Source organism: Streptomyces sp. NPDC050617 (genome assembly GCF_040654795.1).
Taxonomy (GTDB): Bacteria; Actinomycetota; Actinomycetes; order Streptomycetales; family Streptomycetaceae; genus Streptomyces.
In genome coordinates this window covers 238,206-253,652 of record NZ_JBFAIS010000009.1, presented here as the reverse complement: position 1 = coordinate 253,652, position 15,447 = coordinate 238,206, and the positions used below count along the sequence as shown (strand labels likewise).

The window sequence follows — 15,447 nt, the reverse complement described above, 5'->3', positions numbered from 1 at the left end:
TGTCCGTATGACCACTTCAGCGATCGAACTCACGGGGGACGAGCGCCGCACCGGCGCTCCCGTGGTCAGCTTCGGCAATGTGAACAAGAGCTACGGCAGCGTCCGCGCCGTCAGCGACCTGGACTTCCAGCTCTTTCCGGGCGAGACCGTGGCGCTGCTCGGCCCCAACGGCGCGGGCAAGTCCTCGACCCTCGACCTGCTGCTCGGGCTGCGCAACGCGGACTCCGGCACCGTCGAGGTCTTCGGCACCTCGCCGCAGCAGGCCATCGTGCGGGGCAAGGTCGGCGCGATGCTCCAGAGCGGCGGCCTGATGGAGGACGTGAAGGTCCGCGAGATCGTGCAGCTCGCGTGCGACCTGCACCCGCGCGCGTACTCGGCGCGGCAGGTGATGGAGGCCGCGGGCATCACCGAGATCGCCGACCGGATGGTCAACAAGCTCTCGGGCGGCCAGGAGCAGCGGGTGCGGTTCGCGCTCGCGACGGCCGGCCCCAATGACCTGATCGTGCTCGACGAGCCGACGACCGGCATGGATGTGACGGTACGTCAGGCGTTCTGGGGTGCGATGCGGGAGCAGGCGCAGGCCGGCCGTACGGTCCTGTTCGCCACGCACTACCTCGAAGAGGCCGACGCCATCGCGGACCGGGTGATCGTGCTGCACCGGGGCCGGGTCCTCGCGGACGGCTCCGCGGCCGAGATCAAGGCGAAGGCGGGCGCGCGGCGCATCGTCTTCGACCTGGAGGGCCCCATCGACGAGACGGCGCTGCGCGGGCTGCCCTGCCTGTCGGCCGTGGAGGTCTCCGGCCGTACGGTCCGCATCCAGTCGCACGACGCCGACGCGACCGTGCACGCGGTCTACGGGCTCGGGCTGTACCCGCGCAACCTTGAGGTCGCCGGGCTCGGCCTGGAGCAGGCATTCATAGCGATCACCGACGCCGCGACCGCCGAGGAGGGCGGCAACCGATGAACACCCTGGTCAAGCTGGAGATCAAGCGCACCCTGCGGAACAAGAAGTTCATGTTCTTCTCGGTGCTGTACCCCTCGGCGCTCTATCTGCTGATCGCGGGCGGCGCGAAGACCTCGGAGACGATCGGCGACACCCACCTGTCGCTGCCGGTGCTCTTCATGGTGTCCATGGCCTCCTTCGGCGCGCTGACCGCCGTCCTCATGGGCAACAGCGAGCGGATCGCCAAGGAGCGCGAGAAGGGCTGGGTGCGGCAGCTGCGGCTGACCTCGCTGCCCGGCCGCGGCTACGTGGCCGCGAAGATCGCCTCGGCCGCCGTGGTGACCCTCCCGTCGATCATCGTGGTCTTCCTGGTGGCCGTCGCGGTCAAGGGCGTGCGGCTGGACGCGGCCTGGCAGTGGATCGCGCTGACCGTCGCGATCTGGGCGGGCAGCATCGTCTTCGCGGCCCTGGGCGTGGCCATCGGCTACGTCGCCATCGGCGACGCGGTACGCCCCATCACGATGATCGTCTACTTCGGTCTGTCGGTCCTCGGCGGCCTGTGGATGCCGACCGCGACGTTCCCGCAGTGGCTGCAGAACATCGCCGAATGGATGCCCACCCACGCGTACGCCGGGCTCGGCCAGGCCATCGAGCTGGGCGACGCGCCGCACACCAAGGACATCGTCCTGCTCGTCGTCTATCTTGTGCTCTTCGCCGGCGCCGCCGCCTGGCTGTACCGCAAGGACACCCGCAAGGCCTGAGAACCTGACGGCCGAAGGAGAGGGCGCGAGAGACGATGAGCAGACGGGGCGAGCGGGGCGGTTCGGACGGCCTGCCGGAGCGCGGCAGCCTGTGGTGGTACCTGACGGTCGAGGACGAGGAGACCAGCCAGGGACTCGCCATCGGCCAGGAGCCCGAGAGCGGCCGGCAGGCGGTCATCAAGCTGCTGTGGATCGGCATCTGGCTGGCCTACATGGCCGCGCCGGTCTCCGATCTGCTCGACGGCCACCACGGCCTGCTCGGCACGGTGCTCGGCTGGGCCGGGCTGGCCGCGTTCGTCTGCTGCTATCTCGTCCTCGTCTTCCGCCACACCATCCGCCCCCTGCGCGGCGTCCGCGTCCTCGTGGCGCTGGGCTCCCTGATGGCGCTCGGGGTCGTGCTGGCGCTGACGCTCGGCCCGCCCTGGCTGGTGCTCTGCGTCTACGTCTCCGTGGCCTGCGGCGCGGTGCTGCCGTTGCGGGGGGCCCGGATCGCGATCCCGCTCGTCACCGCCGTGCTGTCCGGCGTGGGGATGACGATGGAGGGCAACGCCGGCACCCTGCTGGCGGCCCTGCTGATCCCCTCCTTCCTCGGCGGCTTCGCGATGACCGGGGTGCGCCAGATGGTCCGTACGACCCGGGCGCTGCGCGAGGCCCGCGCCACCGTCGCCCATCTCGCCGCCAACGAGGAGCGCCTGCGGCTCGCCCGCGACCTGCACGACCTCCTCGGCCATTCGCTCTCCCTGATCACCCTCAAGAGCGAGCTGGCCGGGCGGATGCTCCCGGCCAGCCCCGAGAACGCCGCCCAGCAGGTCGCGGACATCGAGCGGGTCAGCCGGCAGGCGCTCGTGGACGTACGGGAGGCGGTGAGCGGTTTCCGCCGCCCCACCCTGGAGGCCGAGGTGGCGGGCGCCCGTACCGCCCTGGCCGCCGCCGGCGTCAACGGCGACTTGTCCCGCATCGCGACCGGCCACCCCGATCTGCCCCTGGACGAGGAGGGCGCGCTGGCCTGGGCGCTGCGCGAGGCCGTCACCAACGTGGTGCGGCACAGCGGCGCGCGGACCTGCACGGTGACGCTGGAGGAGCGCGGCGACGAGCTGCGGCTCACTGTCGCGGACGACGGCCGGGGCCCCGAGGGCGAGTACGGGAACGGGCTGACGGGCCTCTCGGAACGGCTCCAGCTGGCCGACGGGCGGCTGGAGACGGGGGCGGGGGAGCGCGGCGGCTTCGTGCTGCGGGCGTCCGTACCGCTGTCACGGAGTGTCGCCCCCGTCGCTCCGGACCTGGAGGTGGGGCCCTGACCACGCGGCTCGGCAGCTGACGGGAAGGGGGCGGCCGGGCCGCTGGCTACGCTTGCGGTCATGACCGACCCCGGCAGCGCGCCGCCCACCAGACGCATAAGAATCCTCCTCGCGGAGGACCAGTCGATGGTGCGGGAAGCGCTGGCCGCGCTCCTGGGGCTGGAGGGGGACATCGAGGTCGCCGTCCAGGTGGCGCGCGGCGACGAGGTGCTGGACGCCGCGCGGGCGCATCGCCCCGACGTGGCGCTGCTCGACATCGAGATGCCCGGCCTGTCCGGGCTCGACGCGGCGGTGCTGCTCCGGCGCGAGCTGCCCGCCGTCAAGGTGGTCATCCTCACGACCTTCGGACGGCCCGGCTATCTGCGCCGGGCCATGGAGTCCGGCGCCGAGGCGTTCCTCGTCAAGGACGCGCCCGCGGCGCAGCTCGCCGACGCCCTGCGCCGCGTGCTGCGCGGCGAGCGGGTGATCGACCCCACGCTGGCGGTCGCGGCGCTCACCGACGGCGCGAACCCGCTCACCGACCGGGAACAGGACGTCCTGCGCGCCTGCGCCGACGGCTCGACCAACGCGGAGCTCGCCGCGGCCCTGAGCCTGTCGCCCGGCACGGTCCGCAACTACCTGTCCACGGCCATCCAGAAGACCACCGCCCGCAACCGCGCCGAGGCCGTCCGCATCGCCCGCGACAAGGGCTGGCTGTAGGGGTGTGAGGGGATCGGTGAGGACTTATGCCCCTACGTGCCGCCGACGCGGCACGGGACACTCGATACTGGAGTCGCCTGTGCGAGTCCGGCCGCTCGCCCGTAGCCCGCTCCTATGAGGAAGGAATCCGCCGCCGCCATGCTCCGTAAGCATTCGCCTGACGGCGGGCGACTCGTCGCCGCGGTTCTGGTCGTCTCGATCGTGGCGCTGGCCGTGGCCGACGCGCTCACCGGCCCCCAGCTGCGCGTGATCATGTTCGCCGGCGTCGCCCCGCTCCTCGCCGCGCGCCGCTGCTCCTACCGCGGCACCGTCCTCGTCGCTGCCGTGTACACCGTCGCCCAGACGGCGGTGTACTGCGTGGTCGCGCCGGAGTGGTCCACCGCCAGCACCCTCGTCGCCTTCTTCGCGGGGCTGCTCATCGGCCTCTGCGCCATGTCGCTCTCGCGGGCCCTCATGGAGCGCGAGGCCGTCTACGACCGCACCCGCATGGTCGCCGACGCCGTGCAGCGGACCCTGCTGCGCGACCTGCCCATCGACGCCGGGTCGCTGTGCGTGGCCGGTTTCTACAACTCCGCCCAGGAGGGCGCGCGGGTCGGCGGCGACATCTACGAGGCCGTCGAGAGCCCGTACGGCCTGCGGATCGTCATCGGCGACGTGCAGGGCAAGGGCATGCCCGCGATCGGCGCGGCGCACGCCGTGCTCACCTCCTTCCGCGAGGCCGCGTACCACGAACGGAATCTGGAGGACGTCGCCGAGCACCTGGAGGCGGCGCTCGTCCGCCACAACGACGCGTTCTCCCGCACCGGCGCCGACGAGCGCTTCGTCACCGCGCTGCTGCTGGAGATGACGGGGCCGGGCGAGGGACGGGCGCTCTCCTGCGGCCACATCCCCTACTACGTGGTCCGCGGCGACCAGGTGGAGGAGCGGCTGCCGCTGGACGCCGGGCTGCCGCTGGGGCTCGGCGGGCTCACCGGCCGGCCGCGCCGGGCCGCGGACATGGCGCAGCACGCGGACGACTGGATGGTCCTGTGCACGGACGGGGTGACCGAGGCGCGCGACGCGGCCGGGGAGTTCTACCCGCTGCGCGAGCGGCTGGCCGGCTGGACGCACCTGAGCCCGGCCGACCTCGCCCGCGCGCTCCGCGCCGATCTGGACGCGTACACCGGCGGCGAGCTGCGGGACGACGCGGCGGTGCTGGTGGTGCGGCGCGCCGAGGCCGGCCGGCGCCTCGCCGACGCGCCGCGCGCCGTGGAGGTGCCCCGCGTGGCCGCCTCGGAGGAGGCCCAGGCCGCCTGACCCGTAGGTCCGACGGGCTCAGTTCAGCATCGCCCGCGCCGAGCGCGCCTGCCGCCGTACGGACTCGGCGGCGCTCGGCTCCATGGCCGCGATCACCTCCGCGTACTCCTCCATCTCGCGGGCGCCGCCCGTGAAGTCCCCGCGCTGTACGAGCAGCTGGGCGTGCTCGTAGCGGAGCCGGGCCGGGTGGCTGGGCAGCAGCAGCGTCAGCTCGACGGCCCACAGCTGCACGTCGCTCCGCTCCGGGCGGGCCGTGGCCCAGGCCCGGATGTTGTTCAGGATGCGCTGCACGATCTCCAGCGGCTCCGCCGGGGAGAGCATGGCGGGGGAGAGCGGCGCGCCCGTCGCGCCCGCGACGAGCAGCCCCGCGTCGTCGTCGGAGAGCGGCCGCCCGCCCTCGAACGGGTCGGCCAGCGCGTGCGGCCCGTACGGATCGCCGAACCCGATGACGAAGTGGCCGGGCAGCGCCACCCCGTACACCGGGGCGCCCGCCCGCCGCGCCACCTCCAGCCACACCACGGACAGCAGGATCGGCAGCCCGCGCCGCCTGCGCAGCACCTCGTGCAGGAGCGAGGACTCCAGCCTGCGGTAGTCGGCGGGGCCGCCCTGGAAGCCGTGGCGCTCGCCGAGCAGCTCGGCCAGCGCGCGCGCCCATCTCGCCGGTTCCGGGCGCAGCCGGGCGGAGGCCAGTGCGGGCAGCTGCCCGGCCAGCCGGTCGAGTTCGATCTGCGCGGCGTCGATGCCGGACTCGTCCAGCCCGTCATCGGCCTCGGCGGCGAGGAGCAGGCAGAGCAGCGCGAGGTCGGGGCGCTTCTCGCGCGCCGCCTCCGCGAACCGCTGCCGTCGGCCGGTGGTCTCGTACATATGTGCCTCGTACCCACTCGGGGCGGTGGACCCGCACACTCCTATACGGGGCCACGCCAGTGGTCGTAGCGGTGGTGGGTGATGAAGCCCAGCCGGTCGTACAGCGCGTGCGCCCCCTCATTCTCCTCCTCCACCTGGAGATACGCCGCCGAGGCCCCCTCGCCCAGCGCCTTGTCCGCGAGCGCCGCCAGCACTGTCGAGGCCAGCCCGCGGCGCCGGCGCGCCGGATCGACCTCGATGGCGGTGAACCCCGCCCAGCGGCCGTCCACCACGCACCGCCCGATCGCGGCGGGCGGCTCGCCGGCCTCCCCCGGCACCGTCGCGAACCAGACGGACGGGCCGCCGCCCAGCACCCGGGCCGCCTCGGGCCCGTGCCGGCTGAGCCGCCCGTACCGCCGCAGCCAGTCCCCGCCGGGGGTCCGCGCGAGGACCGCGGACGAGAGGTCCGCCCCGGTGTCCGCGAGGGGCGCGAGCGCCCCGATCCGTATGAGCGCGGACCCCTCCGGGCGCCAGCCGTGCTCCGTCAGCGCGTCCGCCAGCCGTCGTCCGGCGCCGACCGTGCCCTCGCTGACTTGTACGTACGGGGGCAGCCCTCGCGCCGCGTACCACTGGGCGGTCCGGCGCAGCGCCGCTTCCAGCGGCATTCCGGGGTCGCCCAGCGGCAGCACCGAGTTGGCGCGCCGGGTGAAACCGGCCGCCGCGCGCAGCTGCCAGCCGCCCAGGAACTCGCTCTCCACCGGGGGCCAGGCGCGGGCGGCGACCCGGTCGAGCTCCTCGGCGTTCGTGGCGGGGACGCGCCGCCGGGCGGGTGTCGGCGGCACGACCTTGCCCGCGACCAGCGTCGCTTCCTCCACAGGGATGGTTTCGCCGGATCTTCGTGTGATCCGCAGCACACCATCCGCCCATGATGTGAGAACGCCAACAGTGTCGGTGAATTTCTCCGCCATCCCGCTGGTGTCGATGACGCGCCGCACCGATACCCTTTTCCCCACATCAGCAGGGGTGATCCGAACCTCGAACCGTCCGCCCGTGGTGAATTCCACAGCTCTCTCCACCCCTCTTGTGCGTCTCTTGCCCGGGAACGGAGATACTAGGTGCGGGCATCGACGACGCCGCGCTCCCGCGCGAGATACGCCCTACCGAGGAGGAACGACAGCGTGACCTACGTCATCGCGCAGCCTTGTGTCGACGTGAAGGACAAGGCGTGCATCGAGGAGTGCCCCGTCGACTGCATCTACGAGGGCTCCCGGTCCTTGTACATCCACCCGGACGAATGCGTCGACTGTGGCGCCTGCGAACCGGTCTGCCCGGTCGAGGCAATCTTCTATGAGGACGACACTCCTGAGGAGTGGAAGGACTACTACAAGGCGAACGTCGAGTTCTTCGACGAGCTCGGCTCGCCCGGTGGCGCCTCGAAGCTCGGCCTGATCGAGCGCGACCACCCCTTCATCGCCGCGCTGGACCCGCAGAACCAGTAAGCGGGTACGAAGCGCGCCGCCCCGGTCCCGCACGGCATGCCCGCCGCGCGGGACCGAGGCGTTGTGAGTACGACGTGAGGAAAGTGAGCACCGTGGGCGCAGTCTCCGACCGGCTTCCCGCCTTCCCGTGGGACCGGCTCGAACCGTACAAGGCGACGGCCGCCGGCCATGCCGACGGCATCGTCGACCTCTCGGTCGGCACGCCCGTGGACCCCGTGCCCGCGGTGGTCCGGCGCGCGCTCTCCGACGCGGCCGACAGCCCCGGCTATCCGACGGTGTGGGGTACGGCCGCGCTGCGCGACGCGCTCACGGGCTGGTGCGCGGAGCGGCTCGGGGCGCGGGATCTGACGCACGCCAACGTGCTGCCGGTGGTGGGTTCGAAGGAGCTGGTGGCCTGGCTCCCGACCCAGCTCGGGCTCGGCGCGGGCGACAAGGTGGCCTACCCGCGTCTCGCCTACCCGACGTACGAGGTCGGCGCGCGGCTGGCCGGCGCCGAGCCCGTCGTCTACGACGACCCGTGGGAGCTGGACCCGGCCGGTCTCAAGCTGCTGTGGCTCAACTCGCCCTCGAACCCGACCGGTCGGGTGCTGAGCGCGGAGGAGCTGCGGCGCACGTTGGCGTGGGCCCGCGAGCACGGCGTGCTGATCTTCAGCGACGAGTGCTACATCGAGCTGGGCTGGGAGGCCGACCCGGTCTCCGTGCTGCACCCGGACGTCTGCGGCGGCTCGTACGAGGGCGTCGTCGCCGTCCACTCGCTCTCCAAGCGCTCCAACCTGGCGGGCTACCGCGCCGCGTTCGCGGCCGGCGACCCGGCCGTGCTCGGCGAGCTGCTCCAGATCCGCAAGCACGGCGGAATGATGGTCTCCGCGCCCGTGCAGGCGGCCACCGTGGTGGCGCTCGGCGACCGCGCGCACGTGGACGAGCAGCGCGCCCGCTACGCGCGCCGGCGGACCGTGCTGCGGGCGGCCTTCGAGGCCGCCGGGTTCCGCATCGAGCACAGCGAGGCGTCGCTGTACCTGTGGGCGACGCGGGACGAGCCGTGCTGGGACACGGTCGGCGACCTCTCCAAGCGCGGCATCCTCGTCGCGCCGGGCGACTTCTACGGCACGGCGGGCGAGCGGTTCGTGCGCGTCGCCCTGACGGCCACGGACGAACGCGTGGACGCGGCGGTACGGCGGCTGACGGAGTAGCGGCTCGACGGCCGGCCCGGACGGTGCGCGCGGGGCCTTCTCGAGCGCCCCTCAGGGAGGGCCGTTTCGGTTTTCGGCCGGTACGCGCGCGTGGGCGCCCCCGTTTCACGCGCACGAAGGGGCCCGAGGAGCGGATGCTCCTCGGGCCCCTTCGGCTGTGCGGCCTCGGTGCGCGCGGTCGCGCCCGGCCTCAGACGGTCGGTCAGCCGCCCAGCGGCAGGCCCTTCGGCAGCGAGCCGGTGGGCAGGCCGCCCTCGGTCGCGCCCTTGGCGGCGCTGCCGAGGAGGCCGCCGGCGTCGCCCGTGGCCTTCTGCGCGGCCGGGAGGGCGGTCTTGCCGGCCTTGCCGACGACCTTGCCCGCGGCCGGTACGGCCTTCTTCACGGCCTTGCTGCCGGCGTCGCCCGCCACGTTGGTCGCCTTCTGCGAGGCGCCGTCCACCGCGTTGCCGAGGTTGGCGCCGTCGATGGTGGACAGCCCGCCCAGGGCCGGGGTGCTCGGCAGGGGCGCCGCGCTCGCGGCTCCGGCCGCGCCGATCACGGGAGCTGCCGCCGCGACCAGGAGCGCGGCTCGGGCGATCCGACGCGTGAGGGGGAGAGACATGTTGCTCCTTCGACGGGAGAGGTAAGGACGCTTGCTGTCCGGCGATCGGACGCAGTGACTACCGCGTGAGGCCCCGGAAGGTTGCGGTGGCCCAAGGTAAAGAATGGGCAATGCATCGCATTATCGGCTCTGCCGAAAACCGGGCGAAATCGGTGGCCCGGGAATGGCGGAAGAAACGTCACGCCCCTTGATGTGCAAGGGAGTTGACTCGATTGAGTACGCGTCACCGCGACGGGTTGCGCACCTCATTCGGCGGTGCCGCGCATACCGCCTTCGAGGGACCCCGCGCACTATTGCGCGGTGGCGATTCGTACATCCGTGACGGAGGCGTCGGCGGACTTCCGCCAGCCGTCGCCGGAATGCGCCGACGTCCACTCCCGGCCGCCGAAGGAGACGCTCGCGATCCGCAGCTCCTCCGCGTGCGCCACCGCCCACCGCGCCAACTCCAGCCCCCGGCGCTGCGATTCGCCCGACGCGCCGCCGCCCTTCACCGGCACCGTGACCGTGTGCGCGGCCCGGCCGGACCCGGCCCCCAGGACCGGCCGCAGCCCCGTCCCGAAGTCGGTCCGCAGCTTCGCCCGCACCGCCGTCGCGGAGCCCGGCCGGCCGTCGGAGGGGCTGGTCGTGCAGGTGAAGGACGCGGCCGGCCGGCCGGTGAGCGCCGCGGCCAGCAACGTCGCGTCCGCCGCGTGCTTCTCGTACGCCTCGGGGAAGGCGCTGTGCTGCACCGCCTGCGCCGCCACGGTCAGCGGCAGCCGTTCGTACCCGTCCACATCGACGAGGTCGTCGTAGAACTTCCCCGCCGAGTACACCGGGTCCGTGATCTGCCGGGCCGTGCCCCAGCCCTGGGACGGCCGCTGCTGGAAGAGGCCGACCGAATCCCGGTCCCCGTGCTTGATGTTGCGCAGCCCCGACTCCTGCATCGCGGTGGCCAGCGCGATCGTCACCGCCCGCTCCGGCAGCCGGCGCGCGGAGCCGACGGCCTCGATGGTGGCGGCGTTCGCGGCCTGCTCCGGGTCGAGCGAGAAATCTTTGCCGCCGGACGCCGCGGTGCACCGCGGCGCCCCCGGACCGGCCGTCATGAAGTGGGCGATCAGATAGCCGATCAGCGCCAGCAGCACGGCGCAGGCGGCGGCGAGGCGCAGCAGACGGCCCCGCGGTGCGGGGGAGGTGCGGGACATGGCGCATACGGTACTGGAGAGACATAAGAATCTTCTGTGCTCGATGAGGGCGTATATCAGCTTTAGGGCGGGCCTGCGGGGAGCGTCGGGGCCCGGTTAGAGTCGCCGCATGGAACACGCCGCACTGGACCTGTCCCTCGACGCCGCAGCGCTCACCGCACAGCTCGTCGACTTCCCCTCCGTGAGCGGGGACGAGAAGGCGCTCGCCGACGCCGTCGAGCACGCGCTGCGCGCCCTGCCGCACCTGAGCGTCGAGCGCGACGGCGACGCGATCGTGGCCCGTACGGACCTGGGGCGCGCCGAGCGGGTCCTGCTCGCCGGGCACATCGACACCGTGCCGATCGCCGACAACGTGCCCTCGCGGCTCGACGCCGACGGCGTGCTGTGGGGCTGCGGCACCTCCGACATGAAGTCCGGCGTCGCCGTGCAGCTGCGCGTCGCCGCCACGCTGCCGGACCCCAACCGCGACGTGACCTTCGTCTTCTACGACCACGAGGAGGTCGAGGCGGAGCTCAGCGGCCTGAAGCGGCTCGGCGACCACCACCCCGAGTGGCTGGCGGGCGACTTCGCGGTGCTGCTGGAGCCCACCGACGGCAAGGTCGAGGGCGGCTGCAAGGGCACCCTGCGGGTCCGCGTCGAGACGACCGGCAGGCGCGCCCACTCCGCGCGCGACTGGCTCGGCGACAACGCCATCCACAAGGCCGCGCCGATCCTCGACCGGCTCGCCGCGTACGAGGCGCGGCACGCGGAGATCGACGGCCTGCTCTACCGCGAGTGCCTCAACGCCGTGCAGATCGAAGGCGGCAACGCGGGCAACGTCATCCCCGACGCCTGCGCCGTGATCGTCAACTTCCGCTTCGCGCCCGACCGCGACGAGGCCGCGGCCCTCGCGCACGTACGGGAGGTCTTCGACGGCTTCGACGTCGTCCTGACCGACACCGCGCCCGGCGCGCTGCCCGGACTCGCGCACCCGGCCGCGGCGGCGTTCGTCGAGGCGGTCGGCGCCGAGGTCGCGGCCAAGGACGGCTGGACCGACGTCGCGCGCTTCTCCGCGCTCGGCGTGCCCGCCGTGAACTACGGCCCCGGCGACCCGAAGCTGGCCCACACCCGCGAAGAACACGTCGCGACCGCGGCCGTGCTGGAGGCAGAGGAGCGGCTGCGCGCCTGGCTGACGCGCTGAAGCACCCCCGCTCGCCGAAGTGTCCCTGCGCGAAACCCCGGTGGGCCTACCCTGAACTGCACAGATCCGCAGCAGAGGGAGCACAGTATGGGGAACCCCGAAGGGGCGCGCGCACAGCACGAACAGCGCCGGGGACCGGTGGTGCGCCGAAAGGACCAGATGCAGCCGGGGACCACCGACCAGCACCTGCTGGACACCCATGGGGCGACGGACTGGGTGCACGAGGACCCGTTCCGGGTCATGCGCATCCAGTCCGAGTTCGTGGAGGGCTTCGGCGCGCTCGCCGAACTGCCGCCCGCCATCAGCGTCTTCGGCTCGGCCCGTACGCCGAAGGACTCGGCGGAGTACGAGGCCGGGGTGCAGATCGGGCGCGGGCTGGTGGAGGCCGGCTTCGCGGTGATCACCGGCGGCGGGCCGGGCGCGATGGAAGCGGCGAACAAGGGGGCGACGGAGGCCGGCGGCGTCTCCGTGGGCCTGGGCATCGAGTTGCCCTTCGAGCAGGGGCTCAACCCGTATGTGAATATCGGCGTCGATTTTCGGTACTTCTTCGTCCGAAAAACGATGTTTGTGAAGTACGCCAGCGGCTTCGTCGTGCTGCCCGGCGGGCTGGGCACCCTGGACGAGCTCTTCGAGGCGCTCACCCTCGTGCAGACGAAGAAGGTCACCCGCTTCCCGATCGTGCTCTTCGGCACGGAGTACTGGCAGGGACTGGTCGACTGGGTCACCCACACGCTGATCGCCCAGGGCAAGGCGGCGGAGCGGGACCTGGAGCTCTTCCACATCACGGACGACATCGACGAGGCCATCGCCCTGGTCACGAAGGAAGCGGGGCCCTGAATCCGGTCGCGGGTCGCGGGGCGGGCCGGCGGGGCATACGGCCGGGGCCGCCCCGCCCCGTCGGCCCGCCGGCGAGTCCCGTCGGCGGGCCTCGGCTGGGCGGGGCCCGGCTAGGCGAGGCCCCGGCGGGCCACCGCCGGGGCCCGGTGGCCCGCGATGGAGGCCACCATGTCCAGCACCTGCCGCGTCTCGGCGACCTCGTGCACCCGGTAGACCTGGGCGCCGAGCCACGCCGAGACCGCCGTCGTCGCGAGCGTTCCGATCAGCCGCTCCTTGACCGGCCGGTCGAGCGTCTCGCCGACGAAGTCCTTGTTCGACAGCGATACGAGCACGGGCCAGCCCGTCTCGGCCATCTCCCCGAGCCGCCGGGTCGCCTCCAGCGAGTGCCGGGTGTTCTTGCCGAAGTCGTGCCCCGGATCGATCATGATCGCGTCGCGCCGCACGCCCAGCTCCACGGCGCGCTCGGCCAGCCGGAGCGTCACCCGCAGGATGTCCGCCATCACGTCCTCGTACGTGATCCGGTGCGGCCGCGTCCGGGGCTCGGCGCCGCCCGCGTGCGTGCACACCAGCCCCGCGCCATGGCGCGCCGCGACCTCGGCCAGCGCCGGATCCACCCCGCCCCACGCGTCGTTGAGCAGATCCGCGCCCGCCTCGCAGACCGCCTCGCCGACCTCGTGCCGCCAGGTGTCGACGCTGATCACCACGTCCGGATGGAGCTTGCGCACCTCGGCCACGAAGCCCACCGTGCGCCGCACCTCCTCCGCGGCGCTCACCTCGTCGCCGGGGCCGGCCTTGACCCCGCCGATGTCGATGATGGCGGCGCCCTCCGACACCGCCCGCTCGACGCGTTCCAGCGCCGGGCCGTCGCTGAAGGTGGCGCCCTGGTCGTAGAAGGAATCGGGAGTCCGGTTCACGATCGCCATGATCACGGGTTCGTGTTCGCCGAACTCGCGCCGTCCCAGCCGCAGCATTCCGTAACTCCCTCTCACGTGGTCCGGCAGCGACCTTAACCCTCCGGCCCCGGCCCCTTCCGGCCCGGCGGGGCCGTCCTGTCGCACGTGGGGGACCGTTGTCAGTGCGGCATGGCACGATCGGGACGGACGGAAGACATACGCCGGGCCGGTCGATGAGGCGCCGGCCGCTGGGTCGCGGGCGCACTGCGGGGAGATGGTCGTGTTCTGGTTCTTTCTCATCGCGCTGGTCGTGGTGGTGGGCGCGGTCACGCTCGCCGTCGCGGGCGGCGACGGCGACGGCGGCGCGCTGAGCGAGGCCGAGCCGGACCGGATCGGCGATCCGCTGCCGGAGGACCGGCCGCTGCACCGCACCGACGTCGAGTCGCTGCGGCTGCCGATCGGGCTCCGCGGCTACCGCATGGCGGAGGCCGACGACGCCCTCGACCGGCTCGCGGCCGAGCTGACCGAGCGCGACGCGCGGATCGCCGAGCTGGAGGCAGCGCTCGCGGGCGCGCAGGCCGCCGCGGTCGGCGGCCCGGAGCTGCTCAAGGGCGAGCGGCCCGGCCCCGCCGAGCCCGACCGGCCGGACGAACCGGGCGCGCCCGGCGCGCCGGGCGCACCGGATCAGGGGGCCGCGTCATGAGCGGCGTGGCGTACGGGCCGGACGGAGTGCCGCGCTGCCCCTGGGGGATGGAGTCCGAGTCGATGGCCGACTACCGCGCGTACCACGACACGGAGTGGGGCCGCCCGGTGCACGGCGACGACGCGCTGTACGAGCGGATGTGCCTGGAGGCGTTCCAATCGGGGCTGTCCTGGATCACGATCCTGCGCCGCCGGGAGGGGTTCCGGGCCGCGTTCGCGGACTTCCGGATCGAGAAGGTCGCGGCCTTCACGGACGCGGACGCGGAGCGGCTGCTCACGGACGCCGGCATCATCCGCAACCGCGCCAAGATCGCGGCCACGATCAACAACGCCAAGGTCGCGGCGGAGCTGCCGGCCGGCGAGCTCGACGCGCTGATCTGGTCGTACGCGCCCGAGCGGGCCGGCCGCCCGGCCCCGCGCACCGTCGCCGACGTGCCGCCGATCACACCGGAGTCGACGGCACTGGCCAAGGACCTCAAGAAGCGCGGCTTCCGCTTCGTCGGCCCCACGACCGCGTACGCCCTCATGCAGGCGTGCGGCCTCGTCAACGACCACCTGGCGGTCTGCCACGTCCGCGAGGCGGTGGAGAGGGCTCACTGAGCTTCCGGTCCCCGTCCCGGGCCACTTCCGGCGTCAGCGGCCCAGATACTCGGGCTTCTCCTTCTTCACGAAGGCCGCGACCGCGATGCCGTGGTCCTCGGAGGCCCCCGCGCGCGTCTGGAGCTCGTCCTCCTTCTCCAGCGTCTCGGCGAGGCCGTGGCCGGCGGCGAAGGCCAGCGACTCCTTGATCGCCGCGTAGGCGGCGGTCGGGCCCTCGGCGAGCCGGCGCGCCACGGCCTCGGCCTCGGCGGCCAACTCGGCGGCGGGCACGACCTTATTGGCGATCCCCAGCTCGTACGCCTCCTGGGCGGGGACGTTGCGCGGGAAGAGCAGCAGGTCGGCGGCGCGGCCGTGGCCGATGAGGCGCGGCAGGGTCCAGGAGACGCCCGAGTCGGCGGTGAGCGCGACCCCGGCGAAGGAAGTGTTGAAGGAGGCGGTGTCCGCGACGACCCGGTAGTCGGCGGCGAGCGCGAACCCCGCCCCCGCCCCCGCCGCGACGCCGTTGACCCCGGCCACGACCGGCTTCGGCATTCCGGCGAGCGCGGTGACGATGGGGTTGTAGTGCTCGCGCACGGTGCTCATCGTGCGGCGCTCGCCGCGCTCGCTGTCCTCGTTCAGCAGCCCGATGTGCTCCTTGAGGTCCTGGCCCACGCAGAAGGCGCGCCCGGTGGCGGTCAGCAGCACGGCCCGGACCGCCGGGTCCGCCGCGGCCTGCCGCACGCTGTCGCGGAGCGCGACCTTCGCCTCCGTGTTCAGCGCGTTCATGGCGTCGGGGCGGTTCAAGGTGATCGTCGCGAGTCCGTCGGTCACCTCGTAGAGCACGGTGTCGGCCATGGTGCATCCCTTCCGTCGGGGCTCGGTACGTGCCGCCGAAGCCCGTGGCGGCGGCGCGCAGCGCTCAGCATGCCGGAGATCGCCGGGCGT

Annotated in this window: 17 protein-coding genes; 11 read left to right on the top strand and 6 right to left on the bottom strand. The window is 73.2% G+C overall.

All coding sequences use genetic code 11. The features are described from left to right. Nucleotides 1-7 precede the first annotated feature (7 nt). The 5 genes from AB0I49_RS15395 to AB0I49_RS15375 all read left to right on the top strand — a co-directional run bounded on the left by AB0I49_RS15395 (nt 8) and on the right by AB0I49_RS15375 (nt 4,997). Nucleotides 8-964: an ABC transporter ATP-binding protein gene (locus tag AB0I49_RS15395; RefSeq protein ID WP_363227430.1), complete on the top strand. Its 957-nt coding sequence runs from the start codon at nt 8-10 to the stop codon at nt 962-964. After that, a complete protein-coding gene (locus tag AB0I49_RS15390) occupies nt 961-1,704 on the top strand; it encodes an ABC transporter permease (protein WP_363227429.1) in 744 nt (247 codons plus the stop codon). The genes AB0I49_RS15395 and AB0I49_RS15390 overlap by 4 nt, the downstream gene beginning before the upstream one ends. A 35-nt stretch (nt 1,705-1,739) precedes the next feature. Beyond that, on the top strand, nt 1,740-3,002 hold the full coding sequence (locus AB0I49_RS15385) for a sensor histidine kinase (protein ID WP_363227428.1): 1,263 nt from the start codon (nt 1,740-1,742) through the stop codon (nt 3,000-3,002). 60 nt (nt 3,003-3,062) lie between these two features. Next, nucleotides 3,063-3,701 carry a response regulator transcription factor gene (locus AB0I49_RS15380; protein WP_363227427.1) on the top strand — a complete coding sequence of 213 codons (639 nt, stop codon included), beginning with the start codon at nt 3,063-3,065 and terminating at the stop codon, nt 3,699-3,701. 114 nt (nt 3,702-3,815) lie between these two features. Continuing rightward, complete coding sequence (locus AB0I49_RS15375) at nt 3,816-4,997, top strand: PP2C family protein-serine/threonine phosphatase (RefSeq protein ID WP_363227426.1); 1,182 nt, start codon at nt 3,816-3,818, stop codon at nt 4,995-4,997. Nucleotides 4,998-5,015: 18 nt separating this feature from the next. Here the strand turns inward: AB0I49_RS15375 and AB0I49_RS15370 are convergent, their stop codons facing one another. Both AB0I49_RS15370 and AB0I49_RS15365 read right to left on the bottom strand, forming a co-directional pair. Continuing rightward, nucleotides 5,016-5,861: a transglutaminase-like domain-containing protein gene (locus AB0I49_RS15370; protein ID WP_363227425.1), complete on the bottom strand. Its 846-nt coding sequence runs from the start codon at nt 5,859-5,861 to the stop codon at nt 5,016-5,018. A 41-nt stretch (nt 5,862-5,902) separates the two neighbouring features. Beyond that, nucleotides 5,903-6,904 (bottom strand): GNAT family N-acetyltransferase, encoded by a 1,002-nt coding sequence (locus AB0I49_RS15365; RefSeq protein ID WP_363227424.1) that lies wholly within the window; start codon nt 6,902-6,904, stop codon nt 5,903-5,905. Nucleotides 6,905-7,018: 114 nt separating this feature from the next. Between AB0I49_RS15365 and fdxA the strand changes: the two genes are divergently transcribed. Together fdxA and dapC are read left to right on the top strand one after the other, a co-directional pair. Further along, nucleotides 7,019-7,339, top strand: coding sequence for a ferredoxin (gene fdxA / locus AB0I49_RS15360; protein WP_363128911.1), 321 nt, complete (start codon nt 7,019-7,021; stop codon nt 7,337-7,339). 92 nt (nt 7,340-7,431) lie between these two features. Beyond that, nucleotides 7,432-8,529 carry a succinyldiaminopimelate transaminase gene (gene dapC, locus AB0I49_RS15355; protein ID WP_363227423.1) on the top strand — a complete coding sequence of 366 codons (1,098 nt, stop codon included), beginning with the start codon at nt 7,432-7,434 and terminating at the stop codon, nt 8,527-8,529. Between the two features lie 202 nt (nt 8,530-8,731). Here dapC and AB0I49_RS15350 read toward each other — a convergent pair whose 3' ends face one another. After that, complete coding sequence (locus tag AB0I49_RS15350) at nt 8,732-9,130, bottom strand: ATP-binding protein (RefSeq protein WP_363227422.1); 399 nt, start codon at nt 9,128-9,130, stop codon at nt 8,732-8,734. Nucleotides 9,131-9,420: 290 nt separating this feature from the next. Next, on the bottom strand, nt 9,421-10,311 hold the full coding sequence (locus AB0I49_RS15345; RefSeq protein ID WP_363227421.1) for a hypothetical protein: 891 nt from the start codon (nt 10,309-10,311) through the stop codon (nt 9,421-9,423). A gap of 109 nt (nt 10,312-10,420) precedes the next feature. Between AB0I49_RS15345 and dapE the strand changes: the two genes are divergently transcribed. Both dapE and AB0I49_RS15335 read left to right on the top strand, forming a co-directional pair. Beyond that, a complete protein-coding gene (gene dapE / locus AB0I49_RS15340) occupies nt 10,421-11,491 on the top strand; it encodes a succinyl-diaminopimelate desuccinylase (protein WP_363227420.1) in 1,071 nt (356 codons plus the stop codon). A gap of 87 nt (nt 11,492-11,578) precedes the next feature. Continuing rightward, complete coding sequence (locus AB0I49_RS15335) at nt 11,579-12,328, top strand: TIGR00730 family Rossman fold protein (protein WP_363227419.1); 750 nt, start codon at nt 11,579-11,581, stop codon at nt 12,326-12,328. A 110-nt stretch (nt 12,329-12,438) separates the two neighbouring features. On the opposite strand, the gene folP is transcribed toward AB0I49_RS15335, so the two are convergent. Next, nucleotides 12,439-13,299: a dihydropteroate synthase gene (gene folP, locus AB0I49_RS15330; RefSeq protein ID WP_363227418.1), complete on the bottom strand. Its 861-nt coding sequence runs from the start codon at nt 13,297-13,299 to the stop codon at nt 12,439-12,441. A 202-nt stretch (nt 13,300-13,501) separates the two neighbouring features. Between folP and AB0I49_RS15325 the strand changes: the two genes are divergently transcribed. Together AB0I49_RS15325 and AB0I49_RS15320 are read left to right on the top strand one after the other, a co-directional pair. Continuing rightward, nucleotides 13,502-13,924 carry a DivIVA domain-containing protein gene (locus AB0I49_RS15325; protein ID WP_363227417.1) on the top strand — a complete coding sequence of 141 codons (423 nt, stop codon included), beginning with the start codon at nt 13,502-13,504 and terminating at the stop codon, nt 13,922-13,924. Continuing rightward, entirely contained in the window at nt 13,921-14,523 is a 603-nt protein-coding gene (locus AB0I49_RS15320) for a DNA-3-methyladenine glycosylase I (RefSeq protein ID WP_363227416.1), read from the top strand. The genes AB0I49_RS15325 and AB0I49_RS15320 overlap by 4 nt, the downstream gene beginning before the upstream one ends. A 33-nt stretch (nt 14,524-14,556) precedes the next feature. On the opposite strand, the gene AB0I49_RS15315 is transcribed toward AB0I49_RS15320, so the two are convergent. Beyond that, the gene (locus AB0I49_RS15315; RefSeq protein WP_363227415.1) at nt 14,557-15,357 is read right to left on the bottom strand and encodes an enoyl-CoA hydratase-related protein; all 801 of its coding nucleotides are present in this window, start codon (nt 15,355-15,357) and stop codon (nt 14,557-14,559) included. Nucleotides 15,358-15,447: the final 90 nt, after the last annotated feature.

Coding starts and splice junctions, on each gene's coding strand:
- AB0I49_RS15390 (WP_363227429.1), top strand. CDS start 961: ATGAACACCCTGGTCAAGCTGGAGATCAAGCGCACCCTGCGGAACAAG.
- AB0I49_RS15380 (WP_363227427.1), top strand. CDS start 3,063: ATGACCGACCCCGGCAGCGCGCCGCCCACCAGACGCATAAGAATCCTC.
- AB0I49_RS15315 (WP_363227415.1), bottom strand. CDS start 15,357: ATGGCCGACACCGTGCTCTACGAGGTGACCGACGGACTCGCGACGATC.
- dapE (WP_363227420.1), top strand. CDS start 10,421: ATGGAACACGCCGCACTGGACCTGTCCCTCGACGCCGCAGCGCTCACC.
- AB0I49_RS15385 (WP_363227428.1), top strand. CDS start 1,740: ATGAGCAGACGGGGCGAGCGGGGCGGTTCGGACGGCCTGCCGGAGCGC.
- AB0I49_RS15335 (WP_363227419.1), top strand. CDS start 11,579: ATGGGGAACCCCGAAGGGGCGCGCGCACAGCACGAACAGCGCCGGGGA.
- AB0I49_RS15395 (WP_363227430.1), top strand. CDS start 8: ATGACCACTTCAGCGATCGAACTCACGGGGGACGAGCGCCGCACCGGC.
- AB0I49_RS15375 (WP_363227426.1), top strand. CDS start 3,816: ATGAGGAAGGAATCCGCCGCCGCCATGCTCCGTAAGCATTCGCCTGAC.
- AB0I49_RS15370 (WP_363227425.1), bottom strand. CDS start 5,861: ATGTACGAGACCACCGGCCGACGGCAGCGGTTCGCGGAGGCGGCGCGC.
- AB0I49_RS15350 (WP_363227422.1), bottom strand. CDS start 9,130: ATGTCTCTCCCCCTCACGCGTCGGATCGCCCGAGCCGCGCTCCTGGTC.
- folP (WP_363227418.1), bottom strand. CDS start 13,299: ATGCTGCGGCTGGGACGGCGCGAGTTCGGCGAACACGAACCCGTGATC.
- AB0I49_RS15345 (WP_363227421.1), bottom strand. CDS start 10,311: ATGTCCCGCACCTCCCCCGCACCGCGGGGCCGTCTGCTGCGCCTCGCC.
- AB0I49_RS15320 (WP_363227416.1), top strand. CDS start 13,921: ATGAGCGGCGTGGCGTACGGGCCGGACGGAGTGCCGCGCTGCCCCTGG.